Source organism: Paraburkholderia lebeckiae (assembly GCF_050436225.1).
Classification (GTDB): domain Bacteria; phylum Pseudomonadota; class Gammaproteobacteria; order Burkholderiales; family Burkholderiaceae; genus Paraburkholderia; species Paraburkholderia tuberum.
Genome location: NZ_JBNDLU010000001.1, coordinates 1,461,787 through 1,485,360 on the forward strand (window position 1 = coordinate 1,461,787; position 23,574 = coordinate 1,485,360).

General features: G+C 66.0%; 26 protein-coding genes. 9 read left to right on the top strand and 17 right to left on the bottom strand.

Going from position 1 to position 23,574, the window contains the following annotated elements:
- Positions 1–143: 143 nt before the first annotated feature.
- The 4 genes from tkt to OKW45_RS06885 form a co-directional block, all read right to left on the bottom strand.
- Positions 144–2,225: a transketolase gene (gene tkt, locus OKW45_RS06870; protein WP_429466764.1), complete on the bottom strand. Its 2,082-nt coding sequence runs from the start codon at positions 2,223–2,225 to the stop codon at positions 144–146.
- 265 nt (positions 2,226–2,490) lie between these two features.
- On the bottom strand, positions 2,491–3,036 hold the full coding sequence (locus tag OKW45_RS06875; RefSeq protein WP_018425188.1) for a cupin: 546 nt from the start codon (positions 3,034–3,036) through the stop codon (positions 2,491–2,493).
- 53 nt (positions 3,037–3,089) lie between these two features.
- On the bottom strand, positions 3,090–3,266 hold the full coding sequence (locus tag OKW45_RS06880; RefSeq protein ID WP_018425189.1) for a hypothetical protein: 177 nt from the start codon (positions 3,264–3,266) through the stop codon (positions 3,090–3,092).
- Between the two features lie 61 nt (positions 3,267–3,327).
- Entirely contained in the window at positions 3,328–3,654 is a 327-nt protein-coding gene (locus OKW45_RS06885) for a hypothetical protein (protein WP_429466766.1), read from the bottom strand.
- Positions 3,655–3,850: 196 nt separating this feature from the next.
- Between OKW45_RS06885 and OKW45_RS06890 the strand changes: the two genes are divergently transcribed.
- Positions 3,851–4,087, top strand: coding sequence for a hypothetical protein (locus OKW45_RS06890; protein ID WP_018425191.1), 237 nt, complete (start codon positions 3,851–3,853; stop codon positions 4,085–4,087).
- A gap of 47 nt (positions 4,088–4,134) precedes the next feature.
- Here the strand turns inward: OKW45_RS06890 and OKW45_RS06895 are convergent, their stop codons facing one another.
- Positions 4,135–4,380, bottom strand: coding sequence for a DUF6723 family protein (locus tag OKW45_RS06895; RefSeq protein ID WP_184009718.1), 246 nt, complete (start codon positions 4,378–4,380; stop codon positions 4,135–4,137).
- A 176-nt stretch (positions 4,381–4,556) separates the two neighbouring features.
- Here OKW45_RS06895 and OKW45_RS06900 point away from each other — a divergent pair, with 176 nt between their 5' ends.
- The gene (locus OKW45_RS06900) at positions 4,557–4,925 is read left to right on the top strand and encodes a hypothetical protein (protein WP_429466768.1); all 369 of its coding nucleotides are present in this window, start codon (positions 4,557–4,559) and stop codon (positions 4,923–4,925) included.
- On the opposite strand, the gene OKW45_RS06905 is transcribed toward OKW45_RS06900, so the two are convergent.
- Positions 4,842–5,516 carry a MarC family protein gene (locus tag OKW45_RS06905; protein ID WP_429466770.1) on the bottom strand — a complete coding sequence of 225 codons (675 nt, stop codon included), beginning with the start codon at positions 5,514–5,516 and terminating at the stop codon, positions 4,842–4,844. The genes OKW45_RS06900 and OKW45_RS06905 overlap by 84 nt on opposite strands.
- A gap of 349 nt (positions 5,517–5,865) precedes the next feature.
- On the opposite strand from OKW45_RS06905, the gene OKW45_RS06910 reads away from it, so the two are divergent.
- The 3 genes from OKW45_RS06910 (at position 5,866) to OKW45_RS06920 (ending at position 8,364) form a co-directional block, all read left to right on the top strand.
- Positions 5,866–6,081, top strand: coding sequence for a DUF3311 domain-containing protein (locus OKW45_RS06910; RefSeq protein ID WP_018425194.1), 216 nt, complete (start codon positions 5,866–5,868; stop codon positions 6,079–6,081).
- On the top strand, positions 6,078–7,553 hold the full coding sequence (locus OKW45_RS06915) for a sodium:solute symporter family protein (RefSeq protein ID WP_429466772.1): 1,476 nt from the start codon (positions 6,078–6,080) through the stop codon (positions 7,551–7,553). The genes OKW45_RS06910 and OKW45_RS06915 overlap by 4 nt, the downstream gene beginning before the upstream one ends.
- A 160-nt stretch (positions 7,554–7,713) precedes the next feature.
- A complete protein-coding gene (locus OKW45_RS06920; RefSeq protein ID WP_429466774.1) occupies positions 7,714–8,364 on the top strand; it encodes a glutathione S-transferase family protein in 651 nt (216 codons plus the stop codon).
- A 12-nt stretch (positions 8,365–8,376) separates the two neighbouring features.
- Here OKW45_RS06920 and OKW45_RS06925 read toward each other — a convergent pair whose 3' ends face one another.
- Both OKW45_RS06925 and OKW45_RS06930 read right to left on the bottom strand, forming a co-directional pair.
- Entirely contained in the window at positions 8,377–9,573 is a 1,197-nt protein-coding gene (locus OKW45_RS06925; protein WP_429466776.1) for a diguanylate cyclase domain-containing protein, read from the bottom strand.
- Positions 9,530–10,309: a hypothetical protein gene (locus OKW45_RS06930; RefSeq protein ID WP_429466778.1), complete on the bottom strand. Its 780-nt coding sequence runs from the start codon at positions 10,307–10,309 to the stop codon at positions 9,530–9,532. The genes OKW45_RS06925 and OKW45_RS06930 overlap by 44 nt, the downstream gene beginning before the upstream one ends.
- Positions 10,310–10,889: 580 nt before the next feature.
- On the opposite strand from OKW45_RS06930, the gene OKW45_RS06935 reads away from it, so the two are divergent.
- Positions 10,890–11,957 (top strand): aromatic acid exporter family protein, encoded by a 1,068-nt coding sequence (locus OKW45_RS06935; RefSeq protein ID WP_429466780.1) that lies wholly within the window; start codon positions 10,890–10,892, stop codon positions 11,955–11,957.
- Between the two features lie 27 nt (positions 11,958–11,984).
- Here OKW45_RS06935 and OKW45_RS06940 read toward each other — a convergent pair whose 3' ends face one another.
- The 4 genes from OKW45_RS06940 to OKW45_RS06955 form a co-directional block, all read right to left on the bottom strand.
- On the bottom strand, positions 11,985–12,365 hold the full coding sequence (locus OKW45_RS06940; RefSeq protein ID WP_429469286.1) for a cupredoxin domain-containing protein: 381 nt from the start codon (positions 12,363–12,365) through the stop codon (positions 11,985–11,987).
- A gap of 36 nt (positions 12,366–12,401) precedes the next feature.
- Complete coding sequence (locus OKW45_RS06945) at positions 12,402–13,346, bottom strand: metallophosphoesterase family protein (RefSeq protein WP_429466781.1); 945 nt, start codon at positions 13,344–13,346, stop codon at positions 12,402–12,404.
- 160 nt (positions 13,347–13,506) lie between these two features.
- Entirely contained in the window at positions 13,507–14,466 is a 960-nt protein-coding gene (locus OKW45_RS06950) for an aldo/keto reductase (protein ID WP_026226661.1), read from the bottom strand.
- A 318-nt stretch (positions 14,467–14,784) separates the two neighbouring features.
- Positions 14,785–15,960, bottom strand: coding sequence for an epoxide hydrolase family protein (locus OKW45_RS06955; protein ID WP_429466782.1), 1,176 nt, complete (start codon positions 15,958–15,960; stop codon positions 14,785–14,787).
- A gap of 117 nt (positions 15,961–16,077) precedes the next feature.
- Here OKW45_RS06955 and surE point away from each other — a divergent pair, with 117 nt between their 5' ends.
- The gene (surE, locus tag OKW45_RS06960; protein WP_018425205.1) at positions 16,078–16,854 is read left to right on the top strand and encodes a 5'/3'-nucleotidase SurE; all 777 of its coding nucleotides are present in this window, start codon (positions 16,078–16,080) and stop codon (positions 16,852–16,854) included.
- A gap of 31 nt (positions 16,855–16,885) precedes the next feature.
- Here the strand turns inward: surE and OKW45_RS06965 are convergent, their stop codons facing one another.
- Positions 16,886–17,680: a DUF4148 domain-containing protein gene (locus OKW45_RS06965; protein WP_429466784.1), complete on the bottom strand. Its 795-nt coding sequence runs from the start codon at positions 17,678–17,680 to the stop codon at positions 16,886–16,888.
- Positions 17,681–18,015: 335 nt separating this feature from the next.
- Between OKW45_RS06965 and OKW45_RS06970 the strand changes: the two genes are divergently transcribed.
- Positions 18,016–18,213 carry a PA14 domain-containing protein gene (locus OKW45_RS06970; protein WP_429466786.1) on the top strand — a complete coding sequence of 66 codons (198 nt, stop codon included), beginning with the start codon at positions 18,016–18,018 and terminating at the stop codon, positions 18,211–18,213.
- 109 nt (positions 18,214–18,322) lie between these two features.
- Here OKW45_RS06970 and OKW45_RS06975 read toward each other — a convergent pair whose 3' ends face one another.
- On the bottom strand, positions 18,323–18,958 hold the full coding sequence (locus OKW45_RS06975) for a carbonic anhydrase (protein WP_018425208.1): 636 nt from the start codon (positions 18,956–18,958) through the stop codon (positions 18,323–18,325).
- Between the two features lie 317 nt (positions 18,959–19,275).
- Positions 19,276–19,551, bottom strand: a complete 276-nt coding sequence (locus OKW45_RS06980) for a DUF1488 family protein (protein WP_008923225.1) — start codon at positions 19,549–19,551, stop codon at positions 19,276–19,278.
- On the opposite strand from OKW45_RS06980, the gene OKW45_RS06985 reads away from it, so the two are divergent.
- Positions 19,550–21,250, top strand: coding sequence for an MDR family MFS transporter (locus OKW45_RS06985; RefSeq protein ID WP_275426106.1), 1,701 nt, complete (start codon positions 19,550–19,552; stop codon positions 21,248–21,250). The two genes, OKW45_RS06980 and OKW45_RS06985, sit on opposite strands and share 2 nt — an antisense overlap.
- A 37-nt stretch (positions 21,251–21,287) precedes the next feature.
- Here the strand turns inward: OKW45_RS06985 and OKW45_RS06990 are convergent, their stop codons facing one another.
- Positions 21,288–22,463: an alpha/beta hydrolase family protein gene (locus tag OKW45_RS06990; RefSeq protein WP_429466788.1), complete on the bottom strand. Its 1,176-nt coding sequence runs from the start codon at positions 22,461–22,463 to the stop codon at positions 21,288–21,290.
- 2 nt (positions 22,464–22,465) lie between these two features.
- The gene (locus OKW45_RS06995; protein WP_429466790.1) at positions 22,466–23,491 is read right to left on the bottom strand and encodes an AraC family transcriptional regulator; all 1,026 of its coding nucleotides are present in this window, start codon (positions 23,489–23,491) and stop codon (positions 22,466–22,468) included.
- Between the last annotated feature and the right edge of the window lie 83 nt (positions 23,492–23,574).

Here is a 23,574-nt window from a genome sequence, read left to right on the forward strand (position 1 = left end):
CGGCGAGGCGTCCGGCCTCGCGACCGAGTAGGCCGGCAAGCGGCCGCAAACCATGGCCGCGCGCCTGAACGAGACGGATAGAGATCCCGCCGGCCCACCGCTTTTCGCATCAAGCGTTCACGACGTCGACGAGCGCCGTACGCTCAAGTGCCCTTCCCCTTCTTCACCCGCTCGATCTGCTGCTTCGCCGCCTGATACACGGCTTCCGGCGTGAAACCGAATTTCTTCTTCAGATCCGCGATCGGCGCCGATGCGCCGAACGTATGCATGACGACCTGCGCACCGAACCGTCCTGTATACCGATCCCAGCCGAGCGACGCAGCCTGCTCGACCGCGACGCGCGCCTCGACGTCCGCGGGCAGCACCGACTCCTGATACGCGCTGTCCTCGCGCTCGAAGATGTCCCACGAAGGCATCGACACGACGCGCGCCGCGATGCCCTCGCTCTTCAGCTTCTCGTACACGTCGGCGCAGATCGACAACTCGCTGCCGGTCGCCATCAGGATCACCTCGGGCTTCTTGCCGTCGGGCGCATCGGCGAGCACATAAGCGCCGTGCCTGACGCCGCTCGCGGACGCATAGCGGCTCCGGTCGAGCGTCGGCAGCGGCTGGCGCGACACGACGATGCACGCCGGCCGATGCGGCTGCGTCAGCGCGACACGCCATGCCTCGGCCGCTTCGTTCGCGTCGCCGGGACGCAGCACCGTGAGGCCGGGCACGCCGCGCAACGACGCGAGCTGCTCGATCGGTTGATGCGTCGGACCGTCTTCGCCGAGCCCGATCGAATCGTGCGTGAACACAAAGATGGCAGGCACTTCCATGATCGCGGACAGGCGGATCGGCGGCTTCATGTAGTCGCTGAAGATCAGGAACGTCGAGCCGTACGCGCGCAGATTCGATATCGCAAGACCGTTGACCACCGCGCCCATCGCATGCTCGCGAATGCCGAAGTGCAGATTGCGGCCGGCATAGTTATCCGCCTGGAAGCTGCCGGCGCCTTCGAACTTCAGGTTGGTTTTCGTCGACGGCGACAGGTCCGCCGCGCCGCCGATCATCCACGGCACGCGCGCGGCAATCGCATTGAGCACCTTGCCCGACGATTCCCGTGTCGCGATGCCCTTCGGGTCCGCGTTGAAACTCGGGATGTCGCTGTCCCAGCCCTGCGGCAATTCGTGCGCCTCGATCTGCGCGAATTCGCGCGCGAGCTCCGCATACTGCTTTTTGTAGCTGTCGAACTTCGCCTGCCATTGTTCGCGCGCCGCCTTGCCGCGCGCGCCGATGCCCTGCGCGAAGCGCTCGTGCACGCCCTCGGGCACGTAGAAGAACTTGTCCTCGGGCCAGCCGTAGAACTTCTTGGCCAGCGCGACTTCCTCGACGCCGAGCGCTTCGCCATGCGCGGACGCGGTGTCCTGCTTGTGCGGCGCCCCCCAACCGATGATGCTGTGGACCACGATCAGCGTCGGCCGGTCGGTCACGCTCTTCGCTTCGACCAGCGCCTTTTCCAGCGCGGCGGTGTCGTTCGCATCGCCGACGTGCAGCGTGTGCCAGTTGTAGCCGTGAAAGCGGCTTGCCACATCGTCGCTATACGCGAGGTCCGTATGGCCTTCGATCGTCACGCGGTTGCTGTCGTAAATCCAGATCAGGTTCGACAGCTTCAGATGGCCCGCGAGCGAGGCCGCTTCGTGCGAGATGCCTTCCATCATGTCGCCGTCGCCGCAAATCGCGTACACGCGGTAGTCGAACAACGGCGCGTCCGCGCGATTGAAGTGGCTCTCGTACCAGCGCGCGGCCATCGCCATGCCGACGCTATTGCCGAGCCCTTGCCCAAGCGGTCCCGTGGTGGTCTCGACGCCGGTCGTCATCCGGTACTCGGGATGGCCCGGCGTATTGCTGTCGATCTGGCGGAAATGCTCGATGTCGTCGAGCGACACGGCCGGCGCGCCGGTCGGCTTGCCGTGTTCGTCGACGGCTTTCACGTTGGCCAGATGCAGCAGCGAATAAAGCAGCATCGACGCATGCCCGGCCGACAGCACGAAGCGGTCGCGATTCGGCCATAGCGGCTCGTCAGGGTCGTAACGCAGATGGTGTTGCCACAGGTGATAGGCGACCGGCGCGAGCGCCATCGGCGTGCCGGGGTGGCCGGAATTGGCTTTCTGCACGGCGTCCATCGACAGCGTGCGGATCGTATTGATGCACAACTGATCGAGGGCGGAATCGTTTTGCATGGGACGCTCCTTATTCGGCAATTCGGCAGACGGCCGACGCGCGCCGCGGAGCGCGCGGACGGATCGGCGCATCGTGTCGACATGGAATCGCGCGCGTCCGGGCATGTCGATAAGGACGCGAAGCCGCACGTGGAACCGCACACGTGCCAGCGTCACCGCCGAAAGCGCGCGGGGAAATCGCGGCGAAGCCCACAGATGATGCGCCTAACCGCGCAACCCTGCACGCCACGCCGCCGCGGGTCGGTTGCTTCGCGAACGACGAAGTTCAGGCCGACTGCAGCCAAAGCTCGACGACCGGACCATGCTTGCCGTCGATCGGATCGAGCGGCGGAAACGGCAACGCCAGCATCTCGGTGAGTTCCTGCGGCGTCAGCGCTTCGCGGCGAATGTCCCATTGCTGCCCCAACGGATAGCCCGCCACCACCTGAAAATGCCGCTCGAACGATTGCAGACAATGGCCGGTGCCGGCCGGCAGCAGCAGCACGTCGCCCGCGCGCACCGTCACCACGCGTCCGCCCGGCCCGCCGACGATCACCTCGGCGCTAGCGTCGGTCACGCCGAGCACCTCGTGCGCGGTCGCGTGAAAGTGATGAAAGTCGAAGATGCTGTTGCGCCACTGCGCCGGCCATGCATTGCGCTCGAACAGGATTTCGAACCCGGCGGCCAGATTGCCGCTGCGGGGCGACAGCGCGCGCCGGTACAGCACCACCGGCAGCTTGCTGTTGTTCGGCACCCAATCATGCGGCTCCAGCATGAACGCTTCGTATTCGGTCTGCGCGGCGTCGAAGCCGTGCCTGGACTCGTTGAACATGGTTGCTCCTGGCTTGTGATGCGGTTGCCGCGAACCCGCGGACGAGCAGCCGGCTAGCCTCCGCCGATGCCCTGCAGCACCTTGCCCGTGCCGCCGCACACCGCGCAGCGAGCGCCCTCGACCTTGCCCGTGCCGTGGCAGGCGGCGCACAGGTCCTCGCCAGCACCCGGCGTGTTGGGCGGCGCTTCGTCGCCGGGGTTCATCGATTCGGTTGGATTGTCCGGTTGCATGCGCTTTCTCCGGTTGGATGTTGACGGATTCGAGGCGCGGGCTGGCACGCATCGCGCCGCGTCATTGCTCGCCCGGCTGCTTGTGATGCGATTCGCGCCCGCCGCCCCCCGGCGGCTCCGCGTGCTCGCCGGTGCCGAGCGGCACTTCGGCGCCGTGGCGCGGCCGCTCGCTCGACCGTGGCGGATTGGTCGCTTTGTCCACGCCGGTCTGCACGACCGGTTCGATGCCGAGCGGACTCGGCTCGACGTAGTGCGTGCCGCTCGGCTTGTTGCGGGCTTTGACTTCGTCGGACAGCGTGGGTGCGGCGCGGTTCTCTGGCGTCGCGGACTTCTCGCCGCCCGGCGTCGCGCTCTGCTGCGGGGTGTCGGTCGATTGGGGATCTTGCATCGCGCCCTCCTCGTTTGTTCTGCCCTCGATTCGCGTCATTACGCGCCATCTCGAACGGGCACCTGGTTCATGCAGCAACATTCGAGCCTTGCCGGAGAAGTCCGCGCGCAGTGCAACAGGCACGGCCGTTGCGGCCTCGAAGGCAGTAGCACGGCACGTTCGCTTTGTAAAAAAGCGCCCCCGAAAGGAGAATCTCATGAGCATTACGACAATTCGCGTATCCGATACCGAGGTGCAGGTCGAGCGGACGCTGTACACCTTCGCGCAAAAGAGCGACGCCGATGCGTTTCAGAACTGCGTTGTCGACGGTTCGATCGACACCTGCTATCGCGATCATCCGCCGCTGTCGGCGCGCCCCACCCTGCCCGACGAACATCTGGACGATCCCGCGCGCGGCAGCACGATTTCGCCGTCGCTCGGCGGTATGCCTTGAGGGCTCTGCGCCTCTCACGGAAGCACTGTCAAACCGGCTGCGTCCGCTCAGCCTTCGGGCGCGGCACGATCGGCCGCGACGAGCTGGCGGCCGTACGCAATCGCGGCGCGGCGTGCTTCGTCGGCGGTCGCATAGGGGCCGATCTGCGGTGCGCCCTCGAACGGGAACAGAATCCGCCTGTCCGCTTTCCTCACAACCTTCAGTCCACCTATGTATCGGCCGTCGCCTGTTCCGTGATAGCTGGCGAAAATCTCGAAGTCGTCGTCGGCAACGTCGGCCTTGTGTCGCGCCATATGCGCTCCTCGTCCTGTGCTTTGCGTGGCGATGTCCACTGTGAGCCGGGCGCGCGCGGTCATCGCGATGCGGCGCGCGTGCCGCATTCCAGCAATTGGCGTTCCACGCGAACGACATCCGTCGGCATGCGGCACGAGCATTGCGCGTCTGAATGAAGACTATGGGGAGAGGACTGATGGATTTACCTGACACGAGCCGGCAAGCGCCTAGTGCAATCGGCACATTCGACCTGAACCCGACAACCCACGCGCAAATTTCGATGCAGTCGCTGTCGCTGCCGCTGCATCCGCATACGCCGATGCCGCCCGAAGTCGACCCCGACATCGCGCCGAACACGCCGCCGCCGAACATCGACCCCGATCCGATCCCGGACGATCCGGTCGACGTTCCGCACGAACCACCGGAAGGCGATCCGCCTGCGGCGCCGCCGCCACAGCATGCATGGCGCAGGCGTGCGGCGCTAGCCCGCCGGCGCGCGCATCGTCGCGATCGGAATCAGGAATTCGGACACGCCGGTCAGAATGATCTGCACGCCGATGCATAGCAGCAGGAACGCCGACACCCGCAACGCGACCTTGGTGCCCTCGACGCCGAGATAGCGCGCGAGGATCGTCGCGCGGCTGTAGATCAGATACACGCAGACGGCCACCGCGAACGTGATGGCGACCGACGCGATACCCGACATCACGAACGCCGATAGCTTGTGCGTGCGATTCGCCGACAGCGCGATCGCGGTCGCGATCGAGCCGGGCCCAGTGGTCAGCGGCACGGTCAGAGGAAAGAACGCGCGCGATTTCGCGGTTTCGGCGTCGACGCGCTTGACGTCCGTCTGCTCGACCGGCGTGTCCGGCGCATTGAGCATTTGCCAGCCGCCCACGGCAAGCGCGAGCCCGCCGCCGATGCGCAGCGCCTCCATCGAGATACCAAAGAAATGCAGGATCGGCGTGCCGATGAAGAATGCCACCAGCAGCACAACGGCGGCGTTGATCGCGATCTTGCGGGCGAGTAGGGTGCGCTCGTCGAGGGTCAACGACGCGGTCCGGTCCAGAAACACAAACGCGCCGCTGAACGGATTGATGATGCTGATTAAGCCGATAAAGCCAAACATGATGTCCGAGATCAGACTTTCGACCATGTGCGTGTCCGTGTGTCTGCTTGTCTGCGTGTGCTCGCGCGAGTTCGCGCCTGGGCGCGCTGCCGGTCATGAACCCGGTTGGAATCGCCCGGTCCGGAAAATGCTGCAATGCTCGCAGATCATATCGCGGCGCGCCAGTCGGCCTGCAAAAAAGCCGCGCGATGCCTTGCACGCGACGGCGCGTCCCGCTTTGCACTGCAGCAATCCGGGCTGGAAAGATGCAAGTGCAACGGTCGAAACTCCGACATTTATTTTGACCTGCTTTACGGGACCGAAGTATCCGGCATACAGTCCTCAGCGAAGCCGGAATTTCAACGACACATACCTACTGGTTCGAGGAGTTGTCCACATGCTGCTTCGTGTACTTGCCGCGTTGCCGTTCGTCGGCATCCTGGTCGGCGTTTCGTTTGTCAATCGCGTCGAGCCGATCGTGCTCGGCATGCCGTTCGTGCTGGCCTGGATCGTCATGTGGGTGGTGTTGAGCGCGATCATCATGGCGATCATCTATAACCTCGATCCGTCCAACCGACACGTCGCCGCCGATGGCGAGGAGGTTCGCCCATGAGCGCACTCGTCATCATCGCCGCCGTTACGCTATTCGCGCTGTTCCTCGGCGTGCGCGCAAGGCGCGGCCACGACATGAGCCTCGAGCAGTGGACCGTGGGCGGCCGCAGCTTCGGCACCGCGTTCGTGTTCCTGCTGATGGCCGGCGAAATCTATACGACCTTCACGTTCCTCGGCGGCAGCGGCTTCGCGTACGGTAAGGGGGCGCCGGTCTACTACATCCTCGCGTACGGCACGCTCGCGTACATCCTGTCGTACTGGATGCTGCCGCCGATCTGGCGCTACGCGAAGACGCACCGCCTGGTCTCGCAGCCGCACTTCTTGAGGCGCAAATACGAGAGCCCGGCGCTCGGCACGCTGGTCGCGCTGGTCGGCGTGGCCGCGCTGATCCCGTACCTGGTGCTGCAATTGAAGGGCCTCGGCATCATCGTCGCGACCGCGTCGTACGGTGCGATCTCGTCGACGGCGGCGATCTGGATCGGCGCGATCGTCGTGACCTCTTACGTGATCGTGTCGGGCGTGCGCGGCTCCGCCTGGAACTCGGTGGCCAAGGATCTGCTGATTCTCGCGATCGTGCTGTTCCTCGGCATCTATCTGCCGCTGCATTACTACGGCGGCATCGGCGAGATGTTCCGCACGATCGACGCCGCCCGTCCCGGCTTCCTGACCTTCCCGGCGCGCGGTTCGAGCGTCGTGTGGTTCCAGTCGACGGTGCTGCTGACCGCGCTCGGCTTCTTCATGTGGCCGCACACGTTCGGCTCGATCTTCACGGCGAAGGACGAGCGAATCTTCCGCCGCAATGCCGCGATTCTGCCGCTCTATCAGCTGATCCTGCTGTTCGTGTTCTTCGTCGGCTTCGCGGCGACGCTGCGCGTGCCGGGCCTGAAGGGCGCCGACATCGACCTGTCGTTGTTCCGCCTGTCGCTGCAGACGTTCGATCCGTGGTTCGTCGGCGTGATCGGCGCGGCCGGTATCCTGACCGCGCTGGTGCCGGGCTCGATGATCCTGACCTCGGCGTCGACGCTGCTCGCGAACGACGTGTATCGCGGCATGGTGAACCGCAACGCGTCGGATGCATCGGTCGCGGTGATCGCGCGCGTCCTCGTACCGGTCGTGGCGCTGGTCGCGGTCGCCTTCACGCTGAACGGCGGCGAAACCATCGTCGCCCTGCTGCTGATGGGCTACAGCTTCGTCACGCAATTGTTCCCGGCCGTGCTCTGCAGCCTGTTCCCGCACAACCGCGCGACCAGGCAAGGCGCGTTCTGCGGCATCGTCGCGGGTGTCGCGGTGGTCACACTGACCACGACGCTGCACTGGAGCGTCGGTCAACTGATGCCGTTCCTGCCCGATGCGCTGAAGGACGTCAACATCGGCTTCCTTGCGCTCGCGGTGAACGTGATCGTGTTCGTGATCGTCAGCGCGGTGACGCAACCGAGCGCAGCCGAGCAGGAGAAGCACGCGTCGGCGCATTGAAAGACGTCGCCGCGGCGTGATTCGAGGCTTGCTGTTTCGAGCGCCCGCATTTGCGTAGCTGGCGCCTGACGCATCTGAAGGGGCTGTTCGTTTCGGCGACAGCCCCTTATTCTTTCTGTACACGGCTCGACCGCGCTCTCGACGATCCACGGAGTCCCGAATGTCCTACGTTCTCTACTACTCGCCCGGCGCGGCCAGCATGCCCGTGCACTGGATGCTGCTCGAAATGGGCGTGCCGTTCGAAGCGCACCTCGTCGATATCGACGCGGGCCAGCAGCGCGATCCCGAGTATCTGCGTCTGAATCCGGCCGGGCGCGTGCCCACGCTGGTCGTCGATGGCGTGCCGCGGCACGAATCGGCCGCGCTGCTGATGCTGCTCGCCGAGCGCCACGCCGAGGCCGACCTCGCGCCCGCGCCCGGCTCGGCCGCGCGCGCGGATTGGCTCGAATGGATGATCTACCTCGCGAATACGCTGCTGCCCGCGATGCGCGACTGGTTCTACGCCGGCAGCGACGGTGACCCTGCGGGCGCCGAGGCGGTGCGCGCGCTCGCGCAACGCCGCATCGAAGAAGCGTGTGCACGGCTCGACAGACATTTCGCCGACGGCCACGCATACCTCGCGGGTGGCAAGCTCAGCACCGCCGATCTGCTCGCGCTCGTGCTGATGCGCTGGACCCGCAACATGCCCCACCCGGCGACGGCGGGCTGGCCGCATCTCGCGAGCTATATCCGCAGGCTGCGCGCACGGCCTGCGTTCATCGAACTCAACGAGCGCGAAAAGCTGACGGAGTGGCGCAACGAAGCCCAGTGACGTTCAGGCGGTTCACAACGTCGCTTCCCTGCCCGTCTGCGCCGCGAACGCGAAGCCGTTCTTGCCGTCGCGCTTGACCTGATACATCGCGGCATCGGCGGCGGCGACCAGACGGCGGTGATCGTCGACGTCGTCGGGATAACTCGCGATGCCCACGCTCGCGCGCACGCCGCCGATTCCCATCTGCGCGTCGGTGTCGACCACGCAGGCCATCAGCCGGCGCGCGATCTCGGCGAGCTCGTCATCGCCCGCAAAGGTGCGCACCAGCACCGCGAACTCGTCGCCGCCGATGCGCGCGACCAGATCGCCTTTGCGCACCGAGGCGCGAAACCGGGCGGATACCGCGGCGAGGAATTCGTCGCCGGTGCGATGCCCGAACGAATCGTTGACCTGCTTGAAGCCATCGAGGTCGATATACAGCACGGCGAAGCGCTGCTCGGCGGCTGCGGTCCGCGCGTGCCTGGCGGCGGAGTCGAGCGCGGCCAGCAGCTTGCGGCGGTTCGACAGGCCGGTCAGCGAATCGTGCAGCGACGCGAGCTCGAACTCGTGCGACTGCCCCGCGAGCTGACGGTTGCGCTTCGCGTACATCCCGAGCGTCGTGATCAGCATGCAAAACAGCAGCGCGGCGAGCGCGATCAGCGTGCGCGCGACGTGCGCGACGCGCAGCCGCACGTCGGCGCTCGACGCGTCGCGTTGCGCGCGCCAATAGGCCGATACGCTGCCGAGCACCGTCGCTATGGCTTCGGGCGTCGCCTGTGTCGGCGACATCGACGGAATGGGCGGTGCCGGCGACGGACTCGCGTTGACGAGCGCCGCGAGCGACGCGAAACGCCGCGCGAGTTCGGCGCGCGCCGCGTCATAGGCCGGCACGAACGACGCGTCGTGACTCGCCGGGGTGTCGGCCATCCGCTGCCACGCGGCCAACTGTTCGCGCGCGCTGTCGACGCGCCCGGCGGCTTCGAGCACGAGGCCCGCGTACTCCTGCTTCAACTGATCGGAAAACACCGTGCGGATCTGCATCGCCACATACAGCAGGCCGAACAGCAGACACAACAGCGCGGCCACGCCGACGCTCGCGGGCCCCGGCCGGAAGCGCCACACCGGCACGCGCGCGCGCGCGGCGCCGCGCAGCCCTGCTCGCCCCGCTGGTCCGACGATCGCGTCCTCAGGGATGGGAGTAGGTATCTTGTTGCCGTCGGCCGTTGTCATGTTGACGATAGCTCACGCGTCGAAAGAACTGTCCGATCCGCGCAAACAGACCGCCCTTGTGCTGCGACGACGCGCGCCGCTCCTGCTGTGCGAGCCGCGTTTCTTTCGCGTCGTGACCGGCCGCGGGCTTCGCGGTGGAATTGGCGGCATTGGCGACGTGCCGCGTGTAGCCCGGCGGTGGCGTGGGAACAATGGGGGCTGTGGGTGGGTTGGCCGTCATATCCGCGGACATATCCGCCGACATATCCGCCGAGGTATCGACCGGCGTATCGGCCAGCGTGGCGGTGAGATTCGGGTCAGGCGTACTCGGACGGATCTGCCCGGACCACGCGGCCGGGTTGGTGTCCTCGAAGCCGCCGTTCGCGCCGGCCGCTTCGAGCACTACTGGCGCGGCGCGCTGCCTGGCTGACGGCATGACAAAGGGCGCGGCGGCCTCCTCCGGCGCGTGCGCGACGGCCACCGTCGGCACCCCGGCCGATGTCGATGAACCGAGCGCCTGGCGCGCGCCCGCAATGGCATCCGCGTATGTCTGCTGATCCTGGTTGAACCAGACGCCGTAGGCGACGGTGCCCATCACACCGAAGGTCAGCGCGCCGGCCGCCGCGAGGCACAGGGCGAGGCGGCCGAAGCGCGGGGGCGGCACGCCCGATTTGTCCGGGCCGTCGAGATCGAAGCCGGTGGACCGGCTGTCCGTTGCGGAATGACGCAAGTCGGTATCGTTGGGATCGGTAACCATCGCAATACGCTCCGGGTATGCCACTTCCTGCTGACAAGCTGGCGCGCTGACGAGCCGGTGCGTAAACCGAGCTCGCGGGCCGCCGCTGCACGCAATGCTCAATGAATGTAATCCTGTCGCGAACGGCAGACAACACGGCAGCGTTGCGTTTCCGCCTCGCTTCGGTGGTGCTTCGAACGACGCCGCCAGAGACCGCGTGAGTTGGCAAAAAAGCGTGCAAAGCCGGTAAAAACTCCAACCCGGCAAAGCGCCCGATAGCCAGCCGTGCGTCTGCCGTGGGCCGATGCGACGCGGATTCTGCGAAACGCGCCAACGCGGTCGCCGTTCTGCATGCAACAACCGGGCCTGGGGGCGAACGCGCGCGCGACGCCGAACCGCCGCTTGGAACCCCCGTTGGACTGCGGGCGCCGCGCGCCTCGAGGAGCATCCCGCGATGCCGGCTACCGTGCGAATTCCCGAAGCCGTCCGTGCCGGATGGTAAGGTCACGAGCGCGCATGTCGCGAACGCCGCGCCGTTCCGGGCCCAACGGGGCCCGGCCCAACGGTGCCCGGCCCAACGTCATCGGTCAGCATAAAAATCATGTCGCACAGGTATCAGCACCAACCACTCACGCCGTTGCGCCGAGCGCTCGCGCGCTTTTCTCTGTCGGAAACCGCCAAGTACACGAAGCTGACGCTCGGCCTGTGGATCGGTTTCGGCATCCCATACCTGCTCGGCTTTCCCGACGCGGCCGTGCCGCTCGCCGGTTCGACGATGCTGACGCTGGCGCTCGGTAGCTCGATTTCGGCGGCTCGAAGCTACTTCTACAAGCGCGTGTTTTCGAACGTGGTGGCGATGCCGATTGGCACGCTGCTGATCTGGCTGACCGCGCCACACCTATGGATGGGCGCGGCGCTGCTGCCGGTCGTGATCTTCAGCATCGTCGCGCTGCGGCCGTCGCTGTTCCAGATGACCAGCATCACGGTGCCGATCACGCTCGTCCTCTATACCGGCGAACATCTTCCGCTGCTCGAACAGCGCCTGATTGGCGTGGTACTCGGCATGTTGCTCGGCTTCGTCATCCAGCAGATCGCGTTTCCGCCCGATCACGGCTACTGGGCGAACACGCTCGTCAACGACGGCAACGAACAGGCCACCGATGTCGTCGCGCAACTGGCCGCGGGACAGCTCGACAAAGCGCAGATCAGGCCGGCGGCCTCCAGGCTGCGCACGCTGAGCACGAACCTGAAGCAGGCGCACCTGCTGCTGAAGACGGACCTCGAGCAGGCGTGGGTGTCGCCGCATCTAAAGCGCAACGCGGCACGGCTGCCGGTCTTCGCGAGCTATCAGGAGACCTTCGATTCGCTGGTCAATTTTCTTGAAACGATGGACACGTTTCACGATCAGTTCGCCGCGCTCGACGCCGCGTGGCGCGAAATGTTCCTCGCGCGGCTCGCGCGGCTCGTCAACGCGCACCGGCAACTGGCCGAGGCGGCGGACCTGCGCGTCGAGCGTCCGCCGCTCGACGCGCCGCCGCTGCATATGGAGGACCTGCGTCAACTGACCGGGGACCTGCCCGCGTCGAACGTGTTCACGAGCGTGTACCTCGGGCATCTGACCGGCTATGGGATTCTGCTATGCCGGTTGAGCGAGCTGCATACCGCGTGAGGGGTGCGGGTTGCCCGGTTTCACCGCTTATTGCACGGTAATGGTCGCCTTCATGTTCGGATGGATGCCGCAAAAGATCTTGTACACGCCCGGTTTATCGAATTTGAACTGATAGGTGTCGTCCTGATCGAGCGCGGCCGAGCGGAACAGGCCCGCGTCGTTGACCACGGTGTGCGGCTCGCCGTCGAGATTTTTCCATGTGACCGTCGTGCCCGCCTTGATGGTCAGTTCCATCGGCGAGAACATGAAGTTCTTGATGACGATCGCGTTAGGCGTCGACGCGACGGTCTGTTTCTGCACCTGCATCGGCATCGTCGTTTGCGCAAGACCGAGCCCCGCCGACACCGCCAGAATCGCGACACTGTCGAGCAGAATCGCGAGCGCGCGGCCCATCATCCTGGTTAGCATCATTGACCTCCTCGAGCGTAAAAGTAGCGCGTGTCGTCAGGCGAGCGTCGTGTCGTCGAGCGTCGCCTTCAGCGGATGACGCGCGATGCTGACGCTCGTCACACCGAGCATCTTCGGCAGCTGGTCGCTCGCGACCTTCAGCGGCCCAGGGCCATCGCCCTGACCGGCGGTCGGCTGCGGATAGGCGGTCGAGCGCGCGGTATGGAACGTCACGTTGCCCTCGACCTTTGTCACGATCTGATGAATGTGGCCGTTCAACACCGTCACGGAACCGAAGCGCTTCAGATAGTTCATCGCCTGACCCGCGTCGCCGGTGCCCCAGCCCCACGGCTCGTAGATGGTCCACATCGGCATGTGCGCGAACACCACGACCGGGGTGCTCGACGAGCGGCCTTTCAGATCGTTTTCGAGCCATTCGAGCTGTTCGTCGCCGAGACCGCCGAGACCGTTCGGCTTGAAATGCATCACGTTCACGAGCCCGACGAAATGCACGCCCTGGTGATCGAAGCTGTAATAGCCGCGGTTATCCGAAGCCTTGCCGAAGCGGCTGAAGTACTCCGTGCCGGGGCCGTCGGTGACGTCATGCTCGCCGGGGACCGTGTGCAGCTCGGCGATCTTCAGTCCCGACATCAGCTGCGCGGCCAGATCGAATTCCGCGGGCTTCGACAGATGCGTGATGTCGCCTGTGTGAATCGCGAGCGGCGGACGCGCCGGCATCGCGTTGATGTAATCGATCGTCTGTTTCAGCGTGCCCGCGACGTCGCGATTCGCCTCTTTGTTGAAGCCGATATGCGTGTCGCTGATCTGCAGGAAAAGCGGCGTGCCAGCCGCTGGCGTCGCGGTGTTCGAGTCGGCCGCGAGCGCGAGTTCGACCGGCGTCAGCACGCCGCCCGACAGCATGAACACGGTGCCGAGGCCGCCGAACGCAAGACACTTCAGCGCGCCGCGACGCGCCGGATCGAATGAATGATGTGACGACATGATGACCTCACGATAGGGATTCGCCGAACCGAACCCGGTTCGTGAGGCATGACTGGCGTGGGGCGGGTTTTATTCCCGTGTTGTGCGGCGTTTGTGGGAGGCGACACCTGTACGCGAATAGAAAGCGGCAAGTAATCGCCGTGATGGATTGCGCATCACGTCAGCCGCCGACCGCCGCGATGATCCGCGCGCGCATCGCGTCGTCGGGCAGCGGTCCCGCTCCCGCGCGCACGTTGTCCGCCATGTATTGCGGCCGCCCGGTGCCCGGAATCACGACGGTCACCGCCGGCTGCGCGAGCACGAATTTCAACAGAATTTGCGCCCAGCTCGTGCAGCCGATTTCGCCCGCCCATGCGGGCAACGGCGTTTTCATCACGCGCGCCAGCAAACCACCGCCGCCGAATGGCTGATTGATCACGACGCCAATGCCGAGATCGACCGCGAGCGGCAGGATGCGCTGCTCGGCCGCGCGATCGTCGGCGGCGTAGTTGATCTGCACGAAGTCGGGCTTCTCGCTGCGCATCACCGCCGCGACTTCGTCGAACGCGCTCGACGTGTAATGCGTGATGCCGAGATAGCGAATCCGGCCGCGCGCTTTCCAGTCGCGCAAGGTCGCGAGCTGCGTGCGCCAGTCGAGCAGATTGTGGATCTGCATCAGATCGACATGCGGCTGCTGAAAACGCCGCAGCGATTCCTCCATCTGCGCGATGCCGGCCTCGCGTCCCTCGGTCCAGACCTTGGTGGCGACGAACGCCTTGCGATGCGCGTCGAGCTGCGTGAGCAGCGCGCCCGCGACCGCTTCCGACGAACCGTACATCGGCGAAGAATCGATTACCGAGCCGCCCGCTTCGAACAGGATGCGCAGCACCTCGGCGAGTTGGGCGTGCGCGGCGGCATCGTCGCCGACGTCGAAGGTGCGCCACGTGCCGCAGCCGATCACCGGCACCGCTTCGCCGGTGGACGGGATCGCGCGGCGGCTCATGCGGGGTAAGGGGGTGACGGATTGCGCGTGCGCCTCAGTTTGCGCGGACGTGACGCGCGACAACGCAAGCGCTGCCGGCAGCCCCAGCGCCGTGCGCAGAAAACGGCGGCGGTGATCGTGGTTCGACGCATGTGCCATAGCGTGTATGGTGCTCTCGTTCATGAAAGTTCGACCACCGTCCACGCTGGCCGGGCTGTCGTCGATGAATAGCGTGTCCGTTGCGGCCGCGCCGAGGCGTTCGACGCAGCGCGCAGACAGGTTTGCGTGGCGGGCTTCGCCGCGCCGAACGCCGCCGAAAGGACCACGGTCAACCGCTTTAAATCGGGATAAGCCGGTTTTGACAAACCTTGACGGTGATCATTTCGGGCATTTCATTTCTATTGCATATTCCTGCTGGGCGCCGGATGAATAAGAAAGGCGGCATGAGCCGCCTTCGCCGTTAGTGATCGACGCTGGTTAGCGCGCTCTCTGCCGCAACGGCCTGAAGAACTTTCGAATTTCGGCCGCGAGCAACGCGGGCTTTTCCATCGCCGCGAAGTGCCCGCCGGCTGGCATTTCGCTCCACTGCGCGACGTTGAAGGTTCGTTCGAGCCAACTGCGCGGCGGATGATTGATCTCCTTCGGAAACAGCGCGAAGCCGACTGGCGTGTCGATGCGCTCGCCGTCGGAGAAACGCATCGGCTGCAGGCGGTTTTCCCAATACATCTGCATCGCCGGGCCGATGCACTGCGTGAACCAGTACAGCGAGATATTGGTCAACAGATCGTCTTTCGAGAACACGCTTTCCACGTCGCCGCCGCAATCGCTCCACGCGCGAAACTTCTCGCCGATCCACGCGGCGAGTCCCACCGGCGAATCGTTCAACGACGCGGCGACGGTCAGCGGCTTGGTGCTGTGCTGATGCGCGTAGCCGCCTTCGAGTGCGGCCCAGTCGTTCTTCTCGCGCAGATAGTCCTGCTCGGCCGGCGTCAGTTCCCGCTGCGCCGCGCCGATCGCGGGCTCATAGGAACTCGGCAGGAAGTTCAGATGGATGCCGTCGATCACCCGCGGATGATGCGCGGCCAACGCGATCGACACGCCCGCGCCAAGATCGCCGCCCTGCGCGCCGAAGCGCTCGTAGCCGAGCCCGCGCATCAGCGACACCCACAGGTCCGCGACCTGGAACGCGGATATGCCGGCCTGCGCGGGCGCAGGCGAAAACGCGAAGCCCGGCAGCGACGGCGCGACGACGTCGAAGGCGTCGGCGGGATCGGCGCCGAACGCGACCGGATCGCACAACTGATCGAGCAGCGCGCGAAACTCGAAGAAGGAACCGGGCCAGCCGTGCGTGATCACCAGCGGATAAGCCTGAAAGCCGGGCGCGACACTGGCGGCGCGCCGATGTGCGAAGTGCACGGTCTGGCCGTTCACGTCGGCGAGAAATTGCGGCAGCTGGTTCAACCTGCGTTCGGCCGCGCGCCAGTCGAATTGCCCGGCCCAATAGGTCGCGAGTTCGCGCAGCCAGGCGGGGTCGGCGCCCTGCTGCCAGGCGGGCGCGGGCGTGGTGGGCGCCCAGCGGGTGGCGTGGATGCGGCGGCGCAAATCGTCGATGTCCTGATCGGCGATCGCAATCTCAAACGGGTCGATCTGCATGGCGGGTCGTCCTGGGTCGTTGGCGGCTCATCGTCATCGTACGCGCGTCGGACGAAAGCCGGACAATGGGCGTCCCTTCCCCACGATTCATTCACCGACCCACAGGAGATTGACGCGATGTCCGCTGACGAATCCAAGCTGCCGCGAGTGCTGCTGACGAACGACGACGGTATCGACGCGCCCGGCCTCGCCGTGCTCGAAGCCGTAGCCGCCGAGCTCGCGCACGAAGTCTGGGTGGTCGCGCCCGAGCACGACCAGAGCGGTACGTCGCATTCCATCAGCCTGCATTCGCCGCTGCGCGTAAGCCGCCAGGGCGAACGCCGTTTCGGCGTGACCGGCACGCCCGGCGATTGCGTCGTGATGGGCGTGCGTCATCTGATGCGCGAGGCGCCGTCGCTGGTGCTGTCCGGCGTCAATCGCGGCGGCAACCTCGGCATCGAAACGATGTTCTCGGGCACGGTCGGCGCGGCGATGACGGGTCTGCTGCTCGGGCTGCCGTCGTTCGCGCTGAGCCAGGCGTTCAGCGATCGCGAGCGCGTGCGCTGGGACACCGCGCGCACGCTCGCACCCGGTGTGATCCGTCAGTTGCTCGCGATCGAGCATGCGGCGCCGACCTGCCTGAACATCAACTTTCCCGACGTCGATGCCGCCGACGCCGGTCCGCTGACGCCGACGCGCCAGGGCGTCGGGCTCGTCAGGGACATCGAGGTGCTGCCTGAAGTCGATCCGCGCGGCATCGCGTATCACTGGCTGCGCTTCGATCGTGGCCCGCGCGAGAACGATGCCGACAGCGAAACGGCAACGGTCGCGGCGGGTCGCGTATCGGTCACGCCGCTTGCGTTCGATCGCACCGACGAAGCCACCTTTGCGCGGCTCGCCGCGTCGTTGATCTGACGGTTGCCTGCGGCGCGGCGCGGGCGCTGCTTCAGTGCGCCCCAGGTCCCGATGGCTCGGGTCTGCCGAAGGCGGGCATCGTACCGTTCTCACGCGCGCGCACGAGTTCGGCCTCTACTTCGGCGCGGGTTTTGGGGCCGTTGCTGGCGACCGCCTGATTTGCGGCCTGGTTGGTCAGCCCCGCGCGCGGCATCGACCATGGCGACTCGACGCCTTGCGTGGCATATTGCGACGACGGCCGCGCCTCTGGCACGACGCTGGCCGCTTTCTTCCCAGACCGCTCGGCAGAAGAACTTTTCCGGTGGCTGCCGCCCCGCGCATGACTACCCGATGTCGTCGCAACGCTTTGCGCTGAGCGCGCTTTCGTCGTAGTACCCGACGCAATGTGGCCATGGTGTGCGTGCCCGGTCTTTGCCGTGGGTGGCGCCTGGGTCCGGTTCGAAGTCACCGCAGGCTGCGGCGGCAAACTCGGCTGCTGCGGCTGCGGCTGTTGCTGCAGCTGTTGCTGCACCTTGTTCGACTCCCGCGCGAACTGTAGTGCGGCGATGGCCAGAGCGTCGCCCGCCTGCGCTCCAATCGACGCGGCCGACTGACCCCGCAAGGCGGTCACGTCGTCGCGCAGCGCATGGCGGCGCGTTGCCGGCGCGACCGTCGCCGCGCCGGGCTGGCCTTCGCTCTGCCCCGCCGCCGCGCCCATCGTGCTGACACCCCGCTCGCCATAGGCGACGAGACTCACGTCCCGACCGGACGACCAGTCGTTGTCCAGTTGCGACACATAGGCCCCAAGCGTCACCGCGCCGAAGACGAGGCCCGTCAACACGATCATTCTCGGTTCGCTATACAAGGCACGCTCCCCATTCCAACCGATCGACCGCCGAAGTCGACGCACGCGCATGCGATCGACCCATTAGTCAAAGTGTGGGCGATACGAATGACAGTGTTTTCCTTTTTAGACCCAACAAGCTGCGAATCGGCGGATCTGGTCGGGGATGTGTCCGAAATCGACGGGTATTCCTCCGTTCAAACGCGCTCTGAAGGTGACGACGAGCGGCAACGCGATCCTCGTCGACCTGGACGGCCAGCGCGTGGTGAGCGCCAACGACGCGACCAATGCGCTGCCCGCGGCGTTCCAGTCGGGCAGCTTCGGCGTGCGGCGCTTCGGTGTCGGCGTATCGCACGACGCCAGGCAGCGCGACCGGCAAGGTCCATCTCGCCGCGAACCAGAGCGCGTCGATCAAGGTCGAGTACGTGCACGGCACGGGGACGGCGAGCATGCATCTGTTCTGGTCGAACCCGGCTGCGAAGAGCCCTGGCGTGTTGAAGATCGTGCCGTCGGATTCGCTGGTGACGTCGAGCTGATAGGGATGGTTGTGGCGGGCGGCGCGGTAGGGTTGAAACCGCGCCGCCGCGCCGGCTTTTAGCAAGCCGAGTGTTAATCCCTCAAACTAAAAACCGTTTTAATGCCGCTTTAACCCGCACAAATTTCCCGATTATCCGCAAGCGGCAAGAAGTTACCGGTCTTGCCATCGAGCGCAAGCATTTCACCGCTTTCGATATTGAAGATCCAGCCATGCAGCCGCAGCGTCTTGTTCACGAGTCCGACCGCCACCGACGGATGCGTGCGGATGTTGCTGAGCTGCGCGATCACGTTGTCCTTGACCAGCGCCTCGAGACGCTCCGCATCCGAGCAGTAGTGGCGCGACGCGTTGATCGCCTTCGCCGCATCCGCGTGACGCAGCCAGCTCGCGACCGCCGGCATGTGCTCCAGATTCGTGCAGCTCGAGATCGCCGTCATCGCGCCGCAGTTCGAATGGCCGCAAATCACGATGTCGGTCACGCCGAGCACGGCAATCGCATATTCGACGGTCGCCGACACGCCGCCCGGCTCCGGGCCGTACGACGGCACGATGTTGCCCGCGTTGCGGATCACGAACAGCGAGCCCGGTTCGGTCTGCGTCAGCAGTTCCGGCACCACGCGGCTGTCCGAACAGGTCACGAAGAGCGTGCTGGGATTCTGCGCGGTCGACAACCGCTTGAAGAGCGCGCTTTGCTGTGGGAAGACCTCGCGTTGAAAGCGGATCAGACCTTCGATGATTTCCTGCACGATATTCTCCAGAGAATCGAAGAGACGGATTTAAAGTTGCCGCGACTATACCGCAGCCTTTCAATCGTCGCGCGAATCACCGTGCTAATCGTCGGACGCTCCTGCCGCGAATTGCCAGCGAAATCATGGCGTGCCTGCACGTGCCATAAAAAAGACCCGGCTGCCGGCAGCCGGGTCCAACTCTCTCTCTCACACGCGTTAAACGGTGTGCGCGTCGATACTGTAGCCGCGCCGGCGTCGCGGATAAGTCGCCGCGATGGAAGAGTCCTTTCCACCGCGGCACGAATGGCTTGACCCGATACGAGCAAGCGGGCCGTTCAATCGAAGTCGCGCGTCTCGAGCTCCACGGACCGTCCCCCGTTGCGTTCGAGCACCCGCCGCGTAGCATTTTCAATGCGGGCGCGGTTCGCCTCGAACGCTCCCACCAGATCGTGAGCAGACGGGGCGCCGTTGCCGAGGCTGCCATTGCCGAAATGGTCGTTGAGCGCGTCGAGCGATACGCTGCACCATACGTCCTTCCCGTCCACATTGGCCTCGTAGGCGACGCGCGCAGCAGCCACCACTTCCCGGCGTCCGGTGAATTCGATCCTCATGATTGTCCTCCGTGTGTCAAAGGGAAATCCGAATACGCAACGGTCGTGCCCAATCCGGCCGGCTCGCCGGCTGCCCAGGCGCGAGCACGCATTCTCCGCAAGGTGCATACTCCTGACCGGCCGCCACGCGCGGCCGCGCCGATGCGTCGCAGCAAGGCCTCCTCCGGGCCGTCGACGCATTCAACATATCGATACTACGCCCTTCATGTCCCGCAATACTCAATCTTCACGCCCGCTCGTGATCGCCGCCGTGATGGCCTCGATGGCGATGGTCGCGATCGAAGCGACCATCGTGTCGACCGCGATGCCGCAGATCGTCTCGCAACTCGGCGACCTGCATTTATACAGTTGGGTGTTCTCGTCGTTCCTGCTCACGCAGACCGCGATGACGGTGGTGTTCGGCAAGCTCGCCGACCTCTATGGGCGCAAGCCCGTGATCCTCGCGGGCATCGCGATCTTCCTCGTCGGCTCGGTGCTCGCCGGCTTCGCGTGGTCGATGCCGGCGATGATCGTGTTCCGCCTGATCCAGGGGATCGGCGCGGGCGCGATCCAGCCGGTCACGCTGACCGTCGTCGCCGATCTGTACCCGGCGCGCGAACGCGGCAAGGTGCAGGGTTATCTCGCGAGCGTGTGGGCGATTTCGGCGGTCGTGGGTCCGATGGTCGGCGGCTTCATCATTCACAACCTGTCGTGGGCGTGGATCTTCTGGATGAACGTGCCGATCGGGCTCGCGTCGGCGGCGGGCTTCATCGCGTTCCTGCGCGAATCCGAACGGCACGCGCGGCCGTCCATCGACTTCGCCGGCGCCGCGCTGTTCATGACCGCGATCGCAGCCCTGATGATGGCGCTGACCTACGCCGGCGACGACGCGTTGGCGCCAGCCTCGCTCGCAGGCGGCGTCTTCGTGCTGTGCGTGCTGCTGTTCGTGCTGCAGGAGCGTCGCGCGGCCGAACCGATGATCTCGTTCGCGCTATGGAGCCGCCGCCCGATCGCCGCGTGCAACGGCGCGACGGTGCTGGCCGGCATGATCCTGATGGGCGCGACCACGTTCCTGCCGATGTACGTGCAGGGCGTGCTGCATCGTTCGCCCGTGGTGGCCGGCCTCGCGCTGACGATGATGATGGTCGGCTGGCCCACCGGCGCGACGTTCGCGGCGAAGTCGTTTCACCGGCTCGGTTTGCGGCGCATCCTGATCTGCGGCAGCGCGTTCGTGCCGCTCGGCGCGGTGCTGCTGCTGTTGCTGTCGCCGGGCGCGTCGCCGCTCGTTGCCGGGTTCGCGTCGCTGATCATGGGCTTTGGCATGGGGACCTCGAGCGTCAGTTCGCTCGTGCTGATCCAGGAGATCGTCAGAATGGACGAACGCGGCAGCGCGACCGCGTCGAACCTGTTTTCGCGCAATCTCGGCAGCACGCTCGGCGCGACGCTGTTCGGCGCGGTGCTGAACTTCGGGCTCAGTCATTCGCAGGGCGTCGCGACGGTTACGTCGGATCAGCTAAAGGCGCTGCTGCAGAACCGCGCCGCCGACCTCGGCGACAGCGATCTGGTCCGGCTCGTGCTGCACCAGTCGCTGCATCTGACCTTCGTGTCGATGTTCGTGATCGCGCTATTCGTGGTCGCGCTGCTCGCGCTGGTCCCAACGATCCGGTTCGGCGACGACAAACCGGCACCACTCAAGGCCTTGTCGCCGCTCGAGGACTGAGTCGCGCGGCGTCGCGAACCACTTGCGTTCGCGAGCGCTACGAGCCGCCCGCCGGCAGCGTCGCCGCGAAGAAATCACGCACCTGTGCCGCCGTTCGCGCATGAATCGCGGCGCGATCGACACCCGGCCCGTCCTTGCAGATCGGCGCCAGACGCTCCATCGCCTCGGGCTCGCACACATCCATGAACGTATAGTGCGAGGCGCCCGGCACCATCGTCACCTTCGCTTGCGGCATGAAGCCCGCGATGCGGTGAATGTTGGTGTTGACTGGCGCGGTCGTGTCCGCCTCGCCCGCGAGCAGCGCGACCGGAATCGTCACTTCCCTGAACGACGCACTGTTGAATGCCTCGCCGAGCGCGGGTGCGATCGCGAACGCGGCTTTGACGCGCGGATCGCGATACGAGTCGCCCGAGCGCGCGCGCGACGCGTTCGTTTCCGCCGATAGCCCCTCGACCGTCAGCGCCGGCGCGCCCGGCGCGTGCGCGAGATTGGCGGCTTCGGGCGGCGAGCAGATCGCATCGGCTTCGGGCGACGTGCAAAAGCGCTCGAATGCGACGCGATCGGTCCGTGCGCCCGCGACTTCGAGCACCGTATAGCCGCCGAGCGAAAAGCCCAGCGCGCCGATCCGCGTGGTGTCGACGCGCGGACCGAAACGCGGGTCCGCGAGCACCCCGTCGAGCACTTCGCTCAAATCGGTCGCGCGCTCCCACCAGAGGATGAAGCCGTCGCGCGTGCGCGGCTCCAGCGCGTTGTTACCCGGATGGTTGACGCCCGCGACGATATAGCCCTGCGCGGCCAGCGAGGCCGCGAGCCAGTCGAGACTGTCCGCGCTGCCGCCGGTGCCGTGCGATAGCAGCAGCAACGGGTATTTGGGCTGCGCGGCGGACAGCGGGGCATCGTCGGCGGCCGCGTGGCCGACGAACATCGGATGGCCCGGCGCGCCGATATCGTGAGGCGTCTCAGGTTGCGCCGCATCGGCCGGGTACCAGATGCGCGTGATCAGCGCCTGCGTTTGCGCGCCGCGCCAGTTGCGGGTCACGGCGGGGTGAAATACGCGGCTCGTTTCGCCGACATGCCAGCCGGCGGGGGCGGTTTGCGCGATGGCGTTCGCCGGCAACGAAGCCCACATCGCGCCAGACAGCGCCCCTGACAACGCCGCGGTCAACGACACCACCACCGCGCTCGACAGCGCGGCACAACCTCGACGCATCATGGTTAGTTCTCGCAAATGGGGATCAGTAGATCGGTGACGCAGGGATGTTGCTCGCTGCGATCGGGCGTGCTTCGATACAGTTCCAGCCCCGGCCGCTGATCGCGCCGGTAGCCGCTGCGCGGCAGCCAGCCGCTGTACAGCGCCCTGAAAGTGGGCGAGATCAGCGCATAAGGGCCGACGAGGCGGTGCACCGCATACAGCCCGCCTTCGAGCCGCAGCGGCTCGATGCCCGGCGGCGGCCCGGCAACACGCGGGCGTTGCGCGGCTTCGTCGAGCCGCTCCATCGCACTGCTCAACGCCGCCTGCGAGCCCGCGACAATTGCCGCGTGATAGCAAAATCCGCCAGCCATCGACGGATCGCGCGCGCAAATGCCGACCCGCTGTTGCAACAGCGGGTTCTCGTCGCAGCGCAGCGTCGTCATCAGCGTGTGGAAGGTCTGGCCGATCGTCGCGATCGGGCCGTCATGGCGAAGGCATAGCACGTCGAGCGGCGCGAGCTCGGTGACTTCGACGGACGGCAGCGCGGGCGGGCTTTGGCTTTCGGTGCTTTCGTCACGATTACCGTCGACGCCATCGTGAATGCGGGCGCCATCGCCATCGCCGTCGCCTCGCTGCGCGATGCGCGCTTGCGCCGTTCGCAGGGTCCGCGCCGAAGCTGTCGAAACCGCCGGATTCGCCACCAGATGCCCCTGCCGGGTCCTGAATTCGCTCGGCGACACACCGGTGAAATCGCGAAACGCGCGCGCGAATGCTTGGGGACTGTCGTAGCCGGCGTCGTGCGCGACCGCGGTGACCTGCGCGGCGTCGGTCAATCGCTGGGCCGCCTCGGCGAGCCGCAGACGCTTGACGGTGTCGCCGACGCTCTCGCCCATCAACGCCCGATAAATCCGGTGGAAGTGATACGGCGACATATGCGCGACGGCCGCGAGGCTGTCGAGCGTGTGTCGCGCGCCGGGCTCGACCAGAATGGCCTCGACCACGCGAGCGATCCGTCGACGGTAATCACGTTCGGTGCTGGGCTTCATCATGGCGCCACGATAGCGGTCTGCGCGCCGCGAGGCGGTGCAGAACTTGCTGATTTTCGCGTTTTCGCGCTTCGCGTTTTGCCAGC